We start from the raw sequence: 18,475 nt of genomic DNA on the forward strand, positions 1-18,475 counted from the left end.
GAGCACTTTAAGGGAATACAAGTGATGAGTGACAGGAAGGTAGTAAGGATTACCGGTCATGCTGCCGCGACGGACTCCAAGTTGGAACAGGTCGAGTTGATCCTGACGGATACTTCGTTGAGGTATTATGATATCACCACGCAACTGGATCCACGGGTAACACCCGTCAAGAAACAATCCTTTACGGTGGAGGATCGTGATCAAGCCAAGGTGAAGATTTCCTTGGAGGGAAATTTTTTTGTCACTGAAGTCAAGCACGATGAATTGACTTTAAGAAAGAATATAGAAAGCAATTTAAAGCTTGTTCTGCAGAATCAAACCATTACCTTGAATCCTGATCTGTATTACGGGAAGCGCTTATACAACGTCCTGGAAATGGACCTGCCGGAACTGCTCGTTCCAGGCAATAACCAGCCTGTCATGCTGGGGAGTGCGGCCAGCCGGCCGTATGACTCGACAACACTGATATTCAACGCACAAAGGGAAGCGGATCTCGATCGGTACCTGCGTGATGCCATTGTCAGTTACGAAATCAGGCTGACCCGGCATGACGGGCTACCGACTAACCCGACTACGGGTTACCTGAGCTTCGCGGAGATAAAAAACAGCCAATCAAGAGGCTTCGTGCTGCTGCCGGGTGTGCCAACCTCGGCCTTCAATTTGAGTTCGATCCAGTTTTCCTACCGTATTACCACGCATGGAGGCGCTCGGATCGACGCTCTGGAGGATGAAAAAAAGGACTTTCTGCAGGTCCGGGTCAGCGCTTCGAGCCATCAGACCCTCGATATGAAGACCATCAATAAAGCCCATACCCTCGACTTTCTGGAAATGAAGTGCCTGCTGAATGGCGAAGGCCTGTTCAAGTACTTGAATGTAGACTTTCCCCGGTTCAGGGTGTTTTATGATTCAGGCAGTGAGACGAGCTATAACAGCGTTCAGCCTCTTGATCTTTCGGCGTCGGTTAAAAAGACACAACACGAACTGCTGATTGACATGGCGTCGCTCGTTTCCGTCGATTATCTCGATAAGAAATCGTTTTTGCGCATAAAGGGGTTGGTGTATTTTGAGCAGGCGCCAGCGGAGGTCGCCAATTTCTCGTATGAGATGTTCGGCGCGGATTATAAACCGCTAAGCGAGGAACACTACGTTGGCCGCTGCCATTTCAGAAAGGTCATCGAAGACGTTGCTTCGAGGCGGCTGTTGAGTCTGGATACACAGGGTGATCCGTATTTTTTCGAAATGGATATCAAGGATCCATTAAAGGAAAATAATTCGGTTTGTTATTATCGAATCAGTCTCAAAGATCCTTTTTCCTCGATAAAAACGGATCAGATATTTTTCTCCAGAGTCGATTTTTATTTCGATAGAAAATTGACCTTTGCCGCTATTACCCAGGGGCTGGATCTTCCCTACGAGGGGTTGGATATAGCGCCTGTGCTCCAGGGTTCCAGCCTTGAGGCGTTTCTTGCAGAACATACCTTGGCCTATACCGCCATTCCATTCTCTTTTGAGCGGATGGCGAAAGATGTCCGCATGGGCGGAAATTTTCCCGAAACGGTTGCCGGGAAGGTCTCTGTCCACGGCTATTCGAAAACGGGAAGAAAGCTGTTCAGCACGCCATGGTTGACGCGAAACAGCATCGAAGAGCCGCTCTCCTGGTGGCGCGGGGTGGAAGTGCTGGTGCTCTGTATCTGGATGAGAAAAGACGCCCTTTCGGCGATGCCTTCACCTTACACCTATCGCGCGGAAAGGGAGTTTGACGGTGGCACTTATGACGCGCCCTATTTTCTGGCCGTTGAGGGCAGGTTCAACCCGTATACCTATATCCCCTGTCTGAAAGGCAATCATGTCTATGAGCTGGACCCGCTTTTCTCCAACACCTTGTATATCGGGCAGGGGCGCAGCAGGGTTCAAGGTCGCGGCTCACCGAATACGATCTATCTGATGTGGGACTCCCACACCACCTTTGATTTCGCCGCTGAGGAAGACCTCCAGAGGAGCCTGGCGCCCTCTCGCCTGAAACTCATCGGGGTCGAGTTGGAGAACGTGGTGATACAGGTCCCGGGGCCGGAGGATGAGCGCTGGGGGAGTATCGTTCTGGAGTGGGCGTTGTTGGTCGATCCTGGAAAGGAACTGGCGGCGACCCGGGAGCCGGCGGTCCTGGCCAGGTTGCAGGGCAGCCGGGCAGCGCTCAAGGAGGGTTCGTTGACGCTGGTCAATTTCTTGAAGGAGCCGATTGGCGAGTTTCTGGAAATCGAGATAAGGGATCGAATTTATGTGTTGGAAGTGTCACCAAACGACGGAAAAATTCATTGGCGGCGACAAGTTGATCTCAGTCGTGAGGCGCTGGGTGAGAAAACCGTTCTCCGGCGCTGGAGCGACAAGACCGAGTACGTTTTGCGAAACAGTATTCTGGGGAAACCCAATACGCCGCTTTATCCCAGTGATGACGGTCAGGATATCCTGATCGCGCGTGGCGACGTGGCCTACCTGCATGGTGGTAAGCGCGAGACTCAATTGGTCGGCAATCTGCCCGAGAACTTCTTCTACCTCGACCAGGGGGGCACCGACAATGTGATCGCCAATGGCTACAGAAATACCATTGAAATTTCCAGCGCGCTGGGCGGGGACAAAGTGCTCTTCCTGTCGACAAAAAAACAGGCGATCAATTTTGTTTCAGCGGCCGGTGTCAGTTTCAGAACGGCGCAGATAAAGGACGACGACCTGTTGTTTTTCCTGGAGGCCGAAACCTATCTGCTGACGATTTGCCTGAAAGGCGTTGTGGCGTGGCCGCGTGCCGCGCAAAACCGACTCAGCCTGCTGCTTGAGGAGGGAATGTTCAGCGCCGATCAGTTGCTGGAATTCTTGCGGCTGTCGGAATCAAGTCAGCGTGAAGAGACCTATCGGCTCCAGTCTGTCTTGCCGGCACCGGCTCTTCAACGAGGGTTTGCTCAACTGGCCGATAGGGTTGTCGAGGACGAGCACTCGAAGGCGTATCTGAAAGATCAGATAAAACAGTATGACGTGGTCGAAAAGGAATAAGGAGAGTCCCTGATGTCTGCGCAAGCCAAGTTATTCGAGATGAACGAAGATCGCCATAAGGTGGCGTGTCCTTTTTATGGAGAAAAGGACTATGCGTTCACGTTTGAGTTTACCGCTGTCAACGCCGTCTGGCAGGCCCATGATGCCGATTCCGCTAGCCTTGTCGCCAAGCCGAATATCTGGATGGGCGAAGACAAAGAAGATCATCATGTTCTTGAGCAGCGACAGGATGCTGCCGATGAAAGGGTGTTCTCCTATCGGTTAGGCCGCAGCTTTACATTGGTCTGCCTGAACGATCAGTTGTACCTGATGCTCAGGGTCTGGGAGGAAAACCAGGAGGGAGAAGTTCTATCGGCAAGCCGGCGTAACAGAAGTGCGGTTAAAGTTGCGACCCGGATGGTCTCGGGAAAAGCCGAAGCGCTGATGCTTTCCCATGAGGATCCTTGTGTCATCAAGTTGGAAACCAGGAATGGCCTCTCGACAGTCAAGGTGTGGAATACCAGAAAGACCGGCGAGGCACCTTATACCCTGGGGGATTTCGGTGATGCGTTCAGGGATTTTTTTTCTGGTTTCAGCGAGTTCCAGTTCAATACCATTCCCGTGGACATCAAGAATGGCCGACACTCCTTGCGCCTGAAGAGAGCGGCGGCCTGGGTGGGTAATCCCCTGCCTGAGGGCGAGGAAAACTTCAGGGATTATCTGGAAGAAAAAGCACGGCAATTGAAGTGTTTTGGATACCGACAGTTACCCCTGGAGCAGTTGTCTGCCTATTACCCACTGCAAAAAAATCGCTGGGAAACACTGGGCAGCGATCCGCTTTGCTCCGTGGAAAACGCTCATTTCACCATCGAGTCGACTCAAGGGCTCTGCTTTGATGCACTCAGGAACAAATGCTCTCTTTCCCTGACGCCTTCGGCAGGTCATGGCGCCTCTGGCAGTTTCATGTTGAATCTGTTGCTGAAAGACGCGGGAGTGTCTGAAGTCCAGACAATGACCTCGTTGATTGACGCATGGAATAAATCAGAAGCTGTCTTCTCAAGGCGCAAGCACGGTCTGGACTTTAAAAGGATCGTGGAGGAGGTCGAGCGTTTTGATCCGGCTGAGCCCTTTGTGCCCGGCGCTCACTATAAAGATCGAGCCCTCGTGGACACGATCAGGACCAGCACCCTGGCGAACAGGTTTGCGCATTTCGTCGGGCAGCTGGAAGTGTCCGATTTTGTGGTCGAGGGGCAACTGAAGGCCACGATGAGTCAGCTTCAGCTCAAGCTGAACGAAGACAAGAAGACGCTTTATACCCGTCGGGCCGATATCGGTGTCCTTACCTGTAGAACCTCCGCGCCTGCGAGCAGCACCGTGTTCGCCATTCAGATTCTGAGGCGAATGCAGGTTGATTCGGCGAACGGCGAGTTGAGTTATGAGGAGCAAATGGTTTTCACCGACGGCCAGGGCAACGACCACGGTGCGATAGGCCTGAACGGTTTCCCCTGCTTCCTGCTGCTTTCCCTGAGTGACGATCGAAAGGCCTTCAATCTGTTTGTTGCGCGCGCTGACAGTGATCTTTCCACTGCGTTGGACGCTTCTTTGACTCATGCGGTTTCTCATGCGACCGGCCAGGCGGAGTCCCAAAAAAATCAAACCATTGATGAAGTCATTCTGACGCTCGGCGTGGGGAGTGGCGGCGATGAGGGGCCAATGATCTCGCTCAAGGATCTGAGCCTCTGGAGCGTTGCATTGTGGCAGCGTGAGGGATTGCTGACAGCGGGGAACAAGATTGACAAGGATTACAATGCAAAGACATTGGCCCATCTAAGTTTTTCGGGTTCGCTTGAGACTCTGGTCGCGCAATATAAAAGATCCCTGAAAGTCTAGGCGGGCCTCTGCGCAAGTTGTAGGGGGTCAAGGACCGGACTGCTTTTCGCGGTCAGCATGTTGATGCAGTGCCCATTGCACATGTTCCCTGACCAGGTCCGACGGATAGTCCCGGCGGGAATTGAGTGCTTCAAGTACCGGAATCGTCGACGGAGCATTGCCCAGGCCGACCGCCAGGTTGCGCAGCCAGCGCTCGTAACCGGCCCGGCGCAGCGGCGAGCCCTCGGTGTTTTTCAGAAAGGTTTCTTCGTCCCACAGGAACAGTTCGGCCAGCCCGGCATTGTCCAGGCTGTGCCGGGGCTTGAAGTCGCTCTCATCGGAGGCGCGGGCGAAACGGTTCCACGGGCAGACGATCTGGCAATCGTCACAGCCGAACACCCGGTTGCCGATCAGCGGGCGCAAATCCTCCGGGATCGCGGTTTTCAGCTCGATGGTCAGGTACGAGATGCAACGCCGCGCGTCCAGCACATAGGGGCCGACAAAAGCCGCCGTCGGACAGATATCCATGCACGCCGTGCAGCGCCCGCAATGTTCCGTGGCGTGGGGGGCATCCACCGGCAGCGGTAGGTCGACGAACAGTTCGCCGATGAAAAAATAGCTGCCGGCCTTGCGATTGAGCACCAGGGTGTTCTTGCCGATCCAGCCGAGCCCGGCCTGCTCGGCAATGGCCTTTTCCAGCACCGGGGCGCTGTCGACGAAGGCGCGATAGCCAAACGGACCGATGACCTGCTGGATGCGTTCGGCCAGTTGTTGCAGGCGCTTGCGGATCAGCTTGTGGTAGTCGCGTCCCAGGGCATAACGCGAGACATAGGCCTTTTCCGCTTGCCCCAGGCGCTGGGCCATTTGCGTGTCGCCGGGCAGGTAGTCCATGCGCAACGACACCACGCGCAAGGTTCCGGGCACCAACTCGTCGGGGTGCGAGCGTTTGCTGCCGTGGGCGCCCATGTAGTCCATGTCGCCGTGGTAGCCGGCGTCCAGCCAGCGTTGCAGGTGCTGCTCATGCTCGCCCAGTTCGACGCCGGCGATGCCGACTTGCTGAAAGCCCAGCTCGCGGCCCCATTCCTTGATGGATTGCGCTAGAGCGGGAAGGTCGACGCTATTTACAGGCATGAGACAGGAGAAACCTAGGCTTTGATGCGTATAATTCTGCCAGACATCAGAGCCGAACGACGCATGCCGCAGACTAAACCGCCTTTTCCCGCTATTCAGTCACTGACACTCGACACTTTGCCGAGCCTTCCCGCACGTCAGCCGGACGCCCACAAGGGCCAGTTCGGGCACGTGTTGCTGATCGGTGGTGACCGGCGTTTCGGCGGTGCGATCCTGCTCAGTGCCGAAACGGCCCTGCGGGGTGGGGCGGGGCTGGTTTCCCTGGCGACGCGACCGGAACACGTGGCCGCGGCATTGGCGCGCCTGCCGGAAGTGATGGTGGTCGGCGTCGAGTCGGCCAATCAGTTGATGGGCGTGCTTGAGCAGGCCACGGTGCTGGTGGTCGGTCCTGGCCTCGGGCAGTTCGCCTGGAGCCGCAGCCTGTTGTCGCTGGCCGCGAATACCGCGGTGGCGCAGGTCTGGGACGCCGATGCCTTGAACCTGCTGGCGACGGGGGAGGCGCTGTTGCCGGCTGATTGTGTGCTCACCCCGCATCCGGGCGAGGCTGCGCGCCTGCTGGGCTGGTCGACAGCGCAGGTGCAGGCGGATCGTGCCGGCGCGGCGCGGGCCTTGGCCGGGAAATACCAGGCGGTGTGCGTGCTCAAGGGCGCCGGTAGCCTGATTGCCGCGCCGGATGGACGACTGTCGCTGTGTGAACGTGGTCATCCGGCCATGGCCACGGCCGGGCTGGGGGATGTCCTCGCCGGCCTGATCGGCGCCTTGCGCGCCCAGGGGCTGGCGGGATTCGAGGCGGCCTGCCTGGCGGTCTGGCTGCATGCCGGTGCCGGCGAGCTACAAGGCAGAAACGGCCGTGGGTTGGCGGCCAGTGACCTGATTCCAACCATTCGCCAGTTGCTGGAGGAGCAATCGCCGTGTCTGAACTAACCCTTGCGAAGCTGACCCTTCAATTGCCTGACGAAGAAAGCATGGTGGCGTTTGGCCGGAAAATTGCCGAAGTGACCGCCGGCGTCGGGGTGATTTTCCTTGAGGGCGACCTGGGCGCGGGCAAGACCACCCTGTCGCGTGGGATCATTCGTGGATTGGGGCATGTCGGAGCGGTCAAGAGTCCGACCTTTACCCTGGTCGAGCCGTACGAATTCGCTGAAGTTCGTGCCTACCATTTCGATCTTTACCGGTTGGTCGATCCCGAGGAACTCGAATACCTCGGTATCCGCGACTATTTCGAAGACGATGCCCTGTGTCTGGTGGAGTGGCCCGGCAAAGGTGCAGGCTTTTTGCCAAAGCCCGACCTGACCATTACCATTAGCCCGCATAATGGCGGGCGTTCGTTGTGTCTGTTGTTCCAGGGATCGCGAGGCGAGGCCTGGTATGCCGCGTTGGCAATGGAATTCAAATAAATGATGGGGTTTGGTATGCGCATTCGCGCGCTGGTTGCTGTCGTAGGACTGTTACTTACGGCACTGGCCGTCGACGCCGTAGCGGCGACACAGGTCAAGAGTGTTCGACTGTGGCGAGCCCCGGATAACACACGATTGGTGTTCGACCTGTCCGGCACCGTCCAGCACAGTGTCTTCACGCTGACTGCACCTGATCGCCTGGTGATCGATATCAATGGCGCGACCCTGGCCGGCCCGCTGAACGTACCGACGGCCAATACGCCGATCACCAGTGTCCGCGCCGCCCAGCGCACGCCGACCGACCTGCGGGTCGTGGTCGACCTGAAGAAAGCCGTTACCCCGAAAAGCTTCACCCTGGCACCAAACGCCCAGTACGGCAATCGCCTGGTGGTCGACCTGTTCGACAATCCGGCGGATGCCGCACCGACGCCGACCCCTGCGTCCAACCCGGCGCCAAGCGTGGCGACCCTGCCGGCGGTGCCGGTGACGCCGACGGAGCCGGCCATCAAACTGCCGCCAGCTCCGGCCGGTAAACGCGACATCATCGTGGTGATCGACGCCGGTCACGGTGGCGAAGACCCGGGGGCGTCCGGCTCACGCGGCCAGCACGAGAAGGATGTGGTACTGTCGATCGCGCGTGAACTGCAGCGCCAGGTCAATGGCCAGAAGGGCTATCGTGCCGAACTGACCCGCACCGGCGACTACTTCATTCCCCTGCGTGGACGTACCGAGATCGCCCGCAAGAAAGGCGCCGACCTGTTCGTCTCGATCCATGCGGACGCCGCGCCGTCCGCCGCGGCGTTCGGTGCCTCGGTATTCGCCCTGTCCGACCGCGGCGCCACGTCCGAGACCGCGCGCTGGCTGGCGGACAGTGAAAACCGTTCCGACCTGATCGGCGGTGCCGGCAATGTCAGCCTCGACGACAAGGACAAGATGCTCGCCGGGGTATTGCTCGACCTGTCGATGACTGCCTCGCTGACTTCCAGCCTGAACGTCGGCCAGAAGGTGCTGAGCAACATTGGCCGGGTCACGCCGCTGCACAAGCAGCGTGTGGAGCAGGCCGGGTTCATGGTGCTGAAATCGCCGGATATCCCGTCGATCCTGGTCGAGACCGGCTTTATCTCCAACTCCAACGAGGCGTCCAAGCTGGCTTCCTCGAACCACCAGCAGGCCCTGGCACGCTCTATCAGTGCCGGCATTCGCCAGTTCTTCCAGCAGAACCCGCCACCGGGCACCTACATCGCCTGGCTGCGTGACTCCGGCAAGATCGCCGAAGGCCCGCGCGACCACCGCGTGGCGCCGGGCGAGACCCTGGCCATGCTGGCCGTACGCTACCAGGTCTCGGCGGCAACCTTGCGCAGTGCCAACAACCTGAGCAGCGACGAGTTGAAGGTGGGGCAGAACCTGACCATTCCCGGTGCTGAACTGGCGGCCAAACAATGAGCGATGCCATCCTGAACGACCGCGCCCGTATCGAGCTGCTCAGCCCGCGGCTGGCGAACCAGATTGCCGCCGGTGAGGTGGTCGAGCGCCCGGCCTCGGTGATCAAGGAGTTGCTGGAAAACAGCCTGGACTCCGGTGCCAGGCGTATCGACGTGGACGTCGAGCAGGCCGGGGTCAAGCTGTTGCGGGTGCGTGACGACGGCAGCGGTATCTCCGCCGATGACCTGCCGCTGGCCCTGGCACGGCATGCCACCAGCAAGATCCGTGACCTGGAAGACCTTGAACGGGTGATGAGCCTGGGTTTTCGTGGCGAAGCCCTGGCGTCCATCAGCTCGGTGGCGCGCCTGACCCTGACCTCGCGGACCCGTGATGCCGACCAGGCCTGGCAGGTGGAAACCGAAGGCCGCGACATGGATGCCCGGGTGCAGCCGGCGGCCCATCCGGTGGGCACTTCGGTGGAAGTGCGCGACCTGTTCTTCAACACGCCGGCACGGCGCAAGTTCCTCAAGGCCGAGAAGACCGAGTTCGATCACCTGCAGGAAGTGATCAAGCGTCTGGCCCTGGCCCGCTTCGATGTGGCCTTTCACCTGCGTCATAACGGCAAGAGCATTCTCAGCCTGCACGAGGCCCATGACGATGCGGCCCGCGCCCGGCGTGTGGCGGCGGTCTGCGGTGCGGGGTTCCTCGAACAGGCGCTGCCGATCGAAGTCGAGCGCAATGGCCTGCACCTGTGGGGCTGGGTCGGCCTGCCGACTTTCTCCCGCAGCCAGGCGGACCTGCAGTATTTCTATGTGAATGGCCGCGCGGTGCGCGACAAACTGGTGGCCCACGCGGTGCGCCAGGCTTATCGCGACGTGCTGTTCAACGGTCGGCATCCGACCTTCGTGCTGTTCTTCGAGGTCGACCCTTCGGTAGTCGACGTCAACGTGCACCCGACCAAGCACGAAGTGCGCTTCCGTGACGGGCGCATGGTCCACGACTTCCTTTACGGCACCCTGCACCGCGCCCTCGGCGATGTGCGTCCGGAAGACCAGTTGGCGGCACCGGCGGCGGTGACCGGTATCGTGCGTCCGAGCGGGCTCGAAGCGGGCGAGTTCGGTCCCCAGGGCGAAATGCGCCTGGCCGCCCACCTGCTCGAACAGCCGCAGTCGCAGCCTTCGCCGTCGTTTCCCCCGCCTGCCGGCTCGGGTTCCGGCGCCGGTTATCAGTATCAATACCGTCCACAGTCGACGCAGATGCCGCCGGCGGCAGAAACTCAGGGTGTCTACCGCGAGTTCTTCGCGCCATTGCCCGAGGCCGGCGTACCAAGCCTGCCCGAGGGCCAGGGCGATATTCCGCCGCTGGGTTATGCGCTGGCGCAGCTCAAGGGCATCTATATTCTCTCCGAGAACGCCCAGGGCCTGGTGCTGGTAGATATGCACGCCGCCCATGAGCGGATCATGTATGAACGCCTGAAGATCGCCATGGCCAGCGAGGGCCTGAGCGGCCAGCCACTGCTGGTGCCCGAATCCCTGGCGGTCAGCCAGCGCGAGGCCGATTGCGCCGAGGAACATGTCGGCTGGTTCCAGCGGCTGGGCTTCGAATTGCAGCGCCTGGGTCCGGAAACCCTGGCGATCCGGCAGATTCCGGCCCTGCTCAAGCAGGCTGAAGCCAACCGGCTGGTACAGGATGTGCTGGCGGACCTGATGGAGTACGGCACCAGTGATCGTATCCAGGCGCACCTGAACGAGCTGCTCGGGACCATGGCCTGTCATGGTGCGATTCGTGCCAACCGACGCCTGGCCCTGCCGGAAATGAACGGTCTGCTGCGGGATATGGAAAACACCGAGCGCAGCGGCCAGTGCAACCACGGTCGTCCGACCTGGACCCAGCTGGGCCTGGACGATCTGGACAAACTTTTCCTGCGCGGTCGCTGATGACGGGTTCCAAGGCATTACCCCCTGCCATTTTCCTTATGGGCCCGACGGCGGCCGGCAAGACCGACCTGGCCATCGAATTGACCAAGGTCCTGCCCTGCGAGCTGATCAGCGTCGACTCTACCCTGGTTTACCGGGACATGGACATCGGTACCGCCAAGCCTTCGAAAGCGCTGTTGGCACAGTTTCCGCATCGCCTGATCGACATTCTCGATCCCGCGCAGAGCTATTCGGCCGCGCAATTCCGCACTGATGCACTGACGGCCATGGCCGAGATCACCGCGCGGGGCAAAATTCCCCTGCTGGTCGGTGGTACGATGCTCTATTACAAGGCTTTGCTCGAAGGCCTGGCGGATATGCCGGCGGCTGATCCGCAGGTCCGCGCGGAGATTGAAGAAGAGGCTGCGCGCCTTGGCTGGCAAGCCCTGCACGAGCAACTGGCGAATATCGACCCGGAGTCGGCGGCGCGCATCCACCCCAATGACCCGCAACGATTGAGCCGGGCACTGGAAGTCTATCGGGTCAGCGGGTCGAGCATGACGCTCCATCGGCAGCGACAATCTGCGCAAAGTACTGACGCAGCCGCTTCGGGACGGCCGCAATTACCCTATACTGTGGCGAACCTGGCCATTGCTCCGGCAAACCGCCAGGTCCTGCATGACCGAATTGCACAAAGATTCACACAAATGTTGGAACAGGGATTCATTGACGAGGTCGTAGCCCTGCGTAGGAGAGGTGACTTGCATGTCGGGTTGCCGTCTATACGTGCTGTAGGCTACAGACAAGTCTGGGATCATCTGGATGGCAAGCTGACGTCAGCCGAAATGCAGGAGCGGGGCATCATCGCCACGCGCCAATTGGCGAAGCGCCAGTTCACCTGGTTACGCAGCTGGGCTGATTTACACTGGCTGGACAGCCTGGATTGCGACAATCTGCCACGCGCCTTGAAATACCTTGGGACGATCTCCATATTGGGCTGAGTCCCTGCAATTGCCGTCTATCCTTGGGGGAGTGGCGGCATAAGCCACCTGTTTACTCATTTTTTATTATTGATCCTTAAAGGAGTGCGGCACATGTCAAAAGGGCATTCGCTACAAGACCCTTACTTGAATACCTTGCGTAAAGAGAAGGTTGGGGTTTCCATCTATCTGGTCAACGGCATCAAACTTCAAGGCACGATCGAATCCTTCGACCAGTTCGTGATCCTGCTGAAGAACACCGTCAGCCAGATGGTCTACAAGCACGCTATCTCGACAGTGGTACCGGTTCGTCCAATTCGTCTGCCTAGCGCAACCGAATCCGAACAGGGCGACGCTGAGCCAGGTAACGCCTGATAGGAGTCTCCTTTGTTCTTTGAGCGCCACGGTGGTGGTGAACGGACAGTTCTCGTTCACTTGGAAGGTCAGGACCCTGAGGCGCGCGAAGATCCGCAGGAGTTTCAGGAGTTGGCACTATCGGCAGGTGCCGAGACCGTCGCGTTTTTCAACGTGCCGCGTCATCGGCCAACTGCCAAGTATCTGATTGGCACTGGCAAGGTCGAGGAGCTTCGCGACCTGGTCAAGGCCGAACAGGTCGATATCGTGATTTTCAATCACATCCTCACGCCCAGTCAGGAGCGTAACCTCGAACGTGCTTTCGAGTGTCGCGTGCTTGATCGTACGGGCCTGATTCTCGATATTTTCGCCCAGCGCGCACGCACCCATGAAGGCAAGCTCCAGGTTGAACTGGCCCAGCTTGAGCACATGAGCACGCGCCTGGTACGCGGCTGGACTCACCTTGAGCGGCAGAAAGGCGGTATCGGCCTGCGCGGCCCGGGTGAAACCCAGCTGGAAACCGACCGGCGCCTGTTGCGGGTACGCCTGCGCCAGATCAAGGGCCGGTTGGAAAAGGTCCGCAGCCAGCGCGAGCAATCCCGCCGCGGGCGCAAGCGCGCCGATATCCCGACCGTGTCACTGGTGGGCTATACCAACGCCGGCAAGTCGACGTTGTTCAATGCGGTCACCGAATCCGATGTGTATGCCGCCGACCAGTTGTTCGCCACCCTCGACCCGACCCTGCGCCGTCTCGATCTGGACGACCTCGGGCCGATCGTGCTGGCCGACACCGTGGGCTTCATCCGGCATCTGCCGCACAAGCTGGTCGAGGCTTTCCGGGCTACGCTCGAGGAGTCGAGCAACTCCGACCTGCTGCTGCACGTGATCGATGCCGCGGAGCCGGACCGGATGCTGCAGATCGAGCAGGTGATGGTGGTGCTGGGCGAGATCGGCGCCCAGGACTTGCCGATCCTCGAGGTGTATAACAAACTCGATCTGCTTGAGGGTGTCGAGCCGCAGATCCAGCGCGATGAGGACGGCAAGCCGCAGCGGGTATGGCTTTCAGCCCGTGACGGGGTCGGCCTGGAGTTGCTCGAACAGGCGATTGCCGAGTTGCTGGGCAACGATTTGTTCGTCGGCACCTTGCGCTTGCCACAGCGTTTTGCTCGACTGCGTGCACAGTTTTTCGAGTTGGGTGCGGTTCAGAAAGAAGAACATGACGAAGAAGGCACCTGTCTGCTGTCCGTTCGTTTGCCCAGGGCCGAACTCAATCGGGTGGTCTCTCGCGAAGGAATGAAGCCGCCGGAGTTCATCGAACAACACACTTTGCAATAAAAGCCTGACAAAGCGGTTGTGCCGCTGTAGCAGGCATTCTGTAGCATTGGTCGGCGCGCCGTGGGTGCGTCTTTGCTTTATCAGATGGAGAGCGCTATGGCTTGGAATGAGCCGGGTGGCAACTCGAACAATCAGGATCCTTGGGGTGGCAAGCGCCGTAACAACGGCGACCGCAAGGGGCCGCCGGATCTCGACGAGGCCTTCCGCAAGCTGCAGGAAAGCCTTAACGGGTTGTTCGGTGGCGGAAAGAAACGCAGTGACGACGGTGGTGGATCGGGCGGCAAGGGCGGTGGTTTCGGCCTGCTGGGCATCGGTCTCGTCGTGCTGGCGGCTGTCTGGCTGTACAGCGCGGTCTATGTCGTGGACGAGCAGGAGCAGGCCGTGGTGCTGCGCTTCGGCAAGTACTACGAGACAGTCGGCCCGGGCCTGAATATCTATTTCCCGCCGATCGACAAGAAGTACATGGAAAACGTCACGCGTGAGCGTGCCTATACCAAGCAGGGGCAGATGCTGACCGAAGACGAGAATATCGTCGAAGTGCCGCTGACCGTGCAGTACAAGATCACCAACCTGCAAGACTTCGTGCTGAACGTCGATCAGCCGGAAATCAGCCTGCAACAGGCCACCGACAGTGCCCTGCGCCATGTGGTGGGTTCCACCGCGATGGACCAGGTGCTGACCGAGGGACGTGAGCTGATGGCCAGCGAAATCAAGGAGCGCCTGCAGCGGTTCCTCGATACCTATCGCACCGGTATCACCGTGACCCAGGTGAACGTGCAGAGCGCCGCGGCGCCCCGTGAAGTCCAGGAAGCCTTCGATGACGTGATCCGTGCCCGTGAAGACGAGCAGCGTTCGCGCAACCAGGCCGAAGGTTATGCCAACGGCGTGGTCCCGGAAGCCCGTGGTCAGGCCCAGCGTATCCTCGAGGATGCCAACGGCTATCGCGACGAAGTGATCTCCCGCGCCAAGGGTGAGGCCGACCGCTTTACCAAGTTGGTCGCCGAGTACCGCAAGGCACCTGAAGTCACCCGCCAGCGTCTGTACCTGGACACCATGCAGGAAGTCTTCAGCAACACCAGCAAGGTGCTCGTGACCGGCAACAAGAATGGCCAGAGCAACCTGCTCTACCTGCCGTTGGACAAGATGATCCAGAACAGTTCGGGCGGTAATTCGCCAGTAACCGGTTCGGCCGCAGCCTCCAGCAACACGGATGTCGTGCCGCATATCACTGACCTGCCGCAAACGCGCACAAGGGAGAGCCGCTGATGAGCAATAAATCGCTGATCGCCCTGATCGTTGGCGTCGTCGTGGTACTGGTCGGCTGGAACTGTTTCTATATCGTGTCGCAGACCGAGCGGGCCGTACTGCTGCAATTCGGTCGTGTGGTCCAGGCGGATGTCCAGCCCGGCCTTCACGTGAAGGTTCCCTACGTCAACCAGGTGCGCAAGTTCGACGCCCGCCTGATGACCCTGGATGCCCCGACCCAGCGCTTCCTGACGCTGGAAAAGAAAGCCGTGATGGTCGATGCCTACGCCAAATGGCGGGTCAAGGACGCCGAGCGTTTCTACACCGCGACTTCCGGTCTCAAGCAGATCGCCGACGAACGCCTCTCGCGCCGCCTGGAATCGGGCCTGCGTGACCAGTTCGGCAAGCGCACCCTGCATGAAGTGGTGTCCGGTGAGCGTGATGCGCTGATGGCGGATATCACCTCCTCGCTGAACAAGATGGCCGAGAAAGAGCTGGGTATCGAAGTGATCGATGTCCGGGTCAAGGCTATCGACCTGCCTAAGGAAGTGAATCGCAGCGTGTTCGAGCGCATGAGCACCGAGCGTGAGCGTGAGGCTCGTGAGCACCGCGCCAAGGGTAACGAACTGGCCGAAGGCATTCGTGCCGACGCCGATCGTCAGCGTCGCGTGCTGCTGGCTGAAGCTTATCGCCAGTCCGAAGAGGCTCGCGGTGACGGTGATGCCCAGGCCGCTGCCATCTATTCCAAGGCCTACGGCCAGGACCAGGAGTTCTATGCGTTCTATCGCAGCCTGCGCGCCTATCGTGAAAGCTTTGCGAACAAGAGCGACGTGCTGGTCCTGGACCCGAGCAGTGACTTCTTCCATTACCTGGAAAAAGCCAAGCCCTGATCCACAGCGCATCAACACACCCGCCGGGCGGCTAAAACGCCTGGCGGGGTGATCCTTTCGGAAAACGTGTGTATGATGCGGCAGCCGGGAAATTCCCGGCTTTTTTGCGTCTGCATGGTTGATTAACCGGCAGGCTGGCAAAACCGAGTTGATCGACTCGACAGGTTTTTCGAGGAAAGTGGTAGGCGAAGCCGGTTTGCGGCTGTTCGTCGCGTCGTTCTTGCGCGCGCGTTAACCATTTTCTGCTTCACTCAAGGCTCGCCTGTGGGCTTGCCGCCCGGATCATAGGGGAAAGGCGTAATGGCAACGGTAGACCGCTGGCTCCTGCCAGATGGCATCGAAGAAGTACTTCCGCCTGAAGCGGCGCGCATCGAAGTGGCGCGCCGCCAGGTGTTGGATCTGTTCCAGAGCTGGGGCTATGAGTTCGTTGTCACCCCGCATATCGAGTACCTGGAATCCTTGCTGACCGGCGCGGGCCAGGATCTGGACCTGCGTACCTTCAAGGTGATCGACCCGCAGTCGGGCCGGCAGATGGGCTTTCGTGCCGATATCACGCCGCAGGTGGCGCGTATCGACGCCCACACCCTGCGTCGCGAAGGCCCGAGCCGCCTGTGCTACGCCGGCAGTGTGCTGCATGCGCAGCCGCGGGCCTTGTCGTCCTCGCGCAGTCCGATCCAGCTGGGCGCCGAGCTGTATGGCGATGCCAGTCCGAGCAGTGACGTCGAAGTCATCAGCCTGATGCTGGCGATGCTGCAACTGGCTGACGTGCCGGATGTCCACATGGATCTCGGGCATGTCGGCATCTACCGTGGCCTGGCCCGTGCGGCCGGCCTGTCCGGTGAAGTGGAGCAGCAACTGTTCGATGCTCTGCAGCGCAAGGCCATCGACGAAGTGATCGACCTGACCGAAGGCCTGCCGGCCGAGCTCGCGGCGATGCTGCGCGCGCTGGTCAACCTGTGCGGCGGTCGTGAAGTGCTGGCGGCGGCGCGGGTGCGCCTGGCAGGGGCTCCGGCTCCTGTCACTGCGGCGCTGGACGACCTGCTGGCGATTGCCGAGCGGCTGTCGGTGCGCTTCCCGGACCTGCCGTTGTACTTCGACCTGGGTGAGCTGCGCGGCTACCACTACCACACCGGTGTGGTGTTCGCGGTGTTTGTCCCCGGTGTCGGCCAGGCCATCGCCCAGGGCGGTCGTTATGACGATATTGGCGCGGACTTCGGTCGCGCGCGCCCGGCGACGGGCTTTTCCACTGATTTGAAAACCCTGGTGACCCTGGGGCGTGCTGAGATCGAGCTACCGTCTGGCGGTATCTGGATGCCTGACAGTGCGGATGCGGCACTCTGGCAGCAAGTCTGCCAGTTGCGCAGTGAGGGTCAGCGTGTCGTCCAGGCCTTGCCTGGGCAGCTATTGGCCGCCGCCCGTGAAGCGGACTGCGACCGGCAATTGATTCTGCAGAACGGGCTTTGGCAAGTATTGCCGCTGGCTTCTTGAGTTTTCCTGCCGGCGGCTGCCGGCACCAAGTTTGCGCGAATGAGGACAAGTGTTATGGGTAAGAATGTCGTAGTCCTGGGCACCCAATGGGGTGATGAGGGCAAAGGCAAGATCGTTGATCTGCTGACCGAGCATGCTGCCGCCGTAGTGCGCTACCAGGGCGGCCACAATGCTGGCCATACCCTGGTGATCGACGGCGAGAAAACCGTCTTGCACCTGATCCCGTCGGGCGTGCTGCGCGAAGGCGTGCAGTGCCTGATCGGCAACGGCGTGGTGGTTGCACCGGATGCCCTGCTGCGGGAAATCACCAAGCTGGAAGAGAAAGGCGTACCGGTGCGCGAGCGCCTGCGTATCAGCCCGTCCTGCCCGCTGATCCTGTCCTATCACGTGGCCCTGGACCAGGCTCGCGAGAAGGCCCGTGGCGAGCTGAAGATCGGCACCACCGGTCGCGGCATCGGCCCGGCGTACGAAGACAAGGTTGCCCGCCGTGGTCTGCGCATCGGTGATCTGTTCCACCGCGAGCGTTTTGCCGCGAAGCTGGGCGAGTTGCTGGACTACCACAACTTCGTCCTGGTCAATTACTACAAAGAGCCGGCCATCGACTTCCAGAAGACGCTCGACGAGTGCATGGAATACGCCGAGCTGCTCAGGCCGATGATGCTCGACGTTACCGCCGAGCTGCACAACCTGCGTCGCGCCGGCAAGGACATCATGTTCGAAGGCGCCCAGGGCTCGCTGCTGGATATCGACCACGGCACCTACCCGTACGTCACCAGCTCCAACACCACGGCCGGTGGCATCGCCACCGGTTCGGGCGTGGGTCCGATGTACCTGGATTACATCCTGGGCATCACCAAGGCCTACACCACTCGCGTGGGTTCGGGCCCGTTCCCGACCGAGCTGTTCGATGACGTCGGTGCCTTCCTGGCCAAGCGTGGCCACGAGTTCGGTGCGACCACCGGTCGTGCTCGTCGTTGCGGCTGGTTCGATGCCGTCATCCTGCGTCGCGCCATCGACGTCAACAGCATCTCGGGCATCTGCCTGACCAAGCTGGACGTGCTGGACGGTCTTGAAACCATCAATATCTGCGTGGGTTACAAGAACGAAAACGGTGCGGTCATCGACGCGCCGACCGATGCCGACAGCTATATCGGCCTGGAGCCGGTGTACGAAGAAATGCCGGGCTGGAGCGAATCGACCCTGGGTGCCAAGACCCTGGAAGAGCTGCCGGCGGCTGCCCGTGCGTACATCAAGCGCATCGAAGAGTTGGTCGGCGCGCCGATCGACATTATTTCGACAGGTCCGGATCGCAACGAAACCATCGTTCTGCGTCATCCTTTCGCCTGATAAGCTGTTGATGTAGATCACAAAGGGCCCCTTTTGGGGTCCTTTGTCGTTTCTGTCTGTTGTGCGGCACGACCCTTGCT

At 59.8% G+C, this 18,475-nt stretch carries 14 protein-coding genes; 13 read left to right on the forward strand and 1 reads right to left on the reverse strand.

Translation table 11 applies throughout. The features are described from left to right. The first annotated feature begins 24 nt into the window (after positions 1 to 24). Both HX851_RS21945 and HX851_RS21950 read left to right on the forward strand, forming a co-directional pair. Complete coding sequence (locus HX851_RS21945) at positions 25 to 3,042, forward strand: hypothetical protein (protein ID WP_177064499.1); 3,018 nt, start codon at positions 25 to 27, stop codon at positions 3,040 to 3,042. Between the two features lie 12 nt (positions 3,043 to 3,054). Continuing rightward, positions 3,055 to 4,911, forward strand: a complete 1,857-nt coding sequence (locus HX851_RS21950) for a hypothetical protein (protein WP_177064501.1) — start codon at positions 3,055 to 3,057, stop codon at positions 4,909 to 4,911. Positions 4,912 to 4,938: 27 nt separating this feature from the next. On the opposite strand, the gene queG is transcribed toward HX851_RS21950, so the two are convergent. Continuing rightward, complete coding sequence (queG, locus tag HX851_RS21955; RefSeq protein ID WP_177064503.1) at positions 4,939 to 6,021, reverse strand: tRNA epoxyqueuosine(34) reductase QueG; 1,083 nt, start codon at positions 6,019 to 6,021, stop codon at positions 4,939 to 4,941. A gap of 63 nt (positions 6,022 to 6,084) precedes the next feature. On the opposite strand from queG, the gene HX851_RS21960 reads away from it, so the two are divergent. The 11 genes from HX851_RS21960 to HX851_RS22010 all read left to right on the forward strand — a co-directional run bounded on the left by HX851_RS21960 (position 6,085) and on the right by HX851_RS22010 (position 18,395). Then, complete coding sequence (locus tag HX851_RS21960; protein WP_177064505.1) at positions 6,085 to 6,945, forward strand: NAD(P)H-hydrate dehydratase; 861 nt, start codon at positions 6,085 to 6,087, stop codon at positions 6,943 to 6,945. After that, complete coding sequence (gene tsaE / locus HX851_RS21965; protein ID WP_369680918.1) at positions 6,933 to 7,418, forward strand: tRNA (adenosine(37)-N6)-threonylcarbamoyltransferase complex ATPase subunit type 1 TsaE; 486 nt, start codon at positions 6,933 to 6,935, stop codon at positions 7,416 to 7,418. The genes HX851_RS21960 and tsaE overlap by 13 nt, the downstream gene beginning before the upstream one ends. 3 nt (positions 7,419 to 7,421) lie before the next feature. Beyond that, complete coding sequence (locus HX851_RS21970; RefSeq protein ID WP_218170754.1) at positions 7,422 to 8,861, forward strand: N-acetylmuramoyl-L-alanine amidase; 1,440 nt, start codon at positions 7,422 to 7,424, stop codon at positions 8,859 to 8,861. Further along, on the forward strand, positions 8,858 to 10,777 hold the full coding sequence (gene mutL, locus HX851_RS21975) for a DNA mismatch repair endonuclease MutL (RefSeq protein WP_370590547.1): 1,920 nt from the start codon (positions 8,858 to 8,860) through the stop codon (positions 10,775 to 10,777). The genes HX851_RS21970 and mutL overlap by 4 nt, the downstream gene beginning before the upstream one ends. After that, complete coding sequence (miaA, locus tag HX851_RS21980) at positions 10,777 to 11,757, forward strand: tRNA (adenosine(37)-N6)-dimethylallyltransferase MiaA (protein ID WP_177062746.1); 981 nt, start codon at positions 10,777 to 10,779, stop codon at positions 11,755 to 11,757. Before mutL ends, miaA begins: the two co-directional genes overlap by 1 nt. Before the next feature lie 93 nt (positions 11,758 to 11,850). Then, a complete protein-coding gene (gene hfq / locus HX851_RS21985; RefSeq protein ID WP_010221594.1) occupies positions 11,851 to 12,111 on the forward strand; it encodes an RNA chaperone Hfq in 261 nt (86 codons plus the stop codon). A 12-nt stretch (positions 12,112 to 12,123) separates the two neighbouring features. Next, positions 12,124 to 13,425: a ribosome rescue GTPase HflX gene (gene hflX, locus HX851_RS21990; protein WP_177062745.1), complete on the forward strand. Its 1,302-nt coding sequence runs from the start codon at positions 12,124 to 12,126 to the stop codon at positions 13,423 to 13,425. A 96-nt stretch (positions 13,426 to 13,521) separates the two neighbouring features. Beyond that, a complete protein-coding gene (gene hflK, locus HX851_RS21995; protein ID WP_177062744.1) occupies positions 13,522 to 14,691 on the forward strand; it encodes an FtsH protease activity modulator HflK in 1,170 nt (389 codons plus the stop codon). After that, positions 14,691 to 15,560, forward strand: coding sequence for a protease modulator HflC (hflC, locus tag HX851_RS22000; protein ID WP_017133325.1), 870 nt, complete (start codon positions 14,691 to 14,693; stop codon positions 15,558 to 15,560). The genes hflK and hflC overlap by 1 nt, the downstream gene beginning before the upstream one ends. A gap of 300 nt (positions 15,561 to 15,860) precedes the next feature. Beyond that, positions 15,861 to 17,048 carry an ATP phosphoribosyltransferase regulatory subunit gene (locus tag HX851_RS22005; RefSeq protein WP_177064507.1) on the forward strand — a complete coding sequence of 396 codons (1,188 nt, stop codon included), beginning with the start codon at positions 15,861 to 15,863 and terminating at the stop codon, positions 17,046 to 17,048. A gap of 54 nt (positions 17,049 to 17,102) precedes the next feature. Beyond that, complete coding sequence (locus HX851_RS22010) at positions 17,103 to 18,395, forward strand: adenylosuccinate synthase (protein ID WP_177062742.1); 1,293 nt, start codon at positions 17,103 to 17,105, stop codon at positions 18,393 to 18,395. Positions 18,396 to 18,475: the final 80 nt, after the last annotated feature.

The organism is Pseudomonas gingeri, from assembly GCF_013385635.1.
Taxonomy (GTDB): domain Bacteria; phylum Pseudomonadota; class Gammaproteobacteria; order Pseudomonadales; family Pseudomonadaceae; genus Aquipseudomonas; species Aquipseudomonas gingeri_A.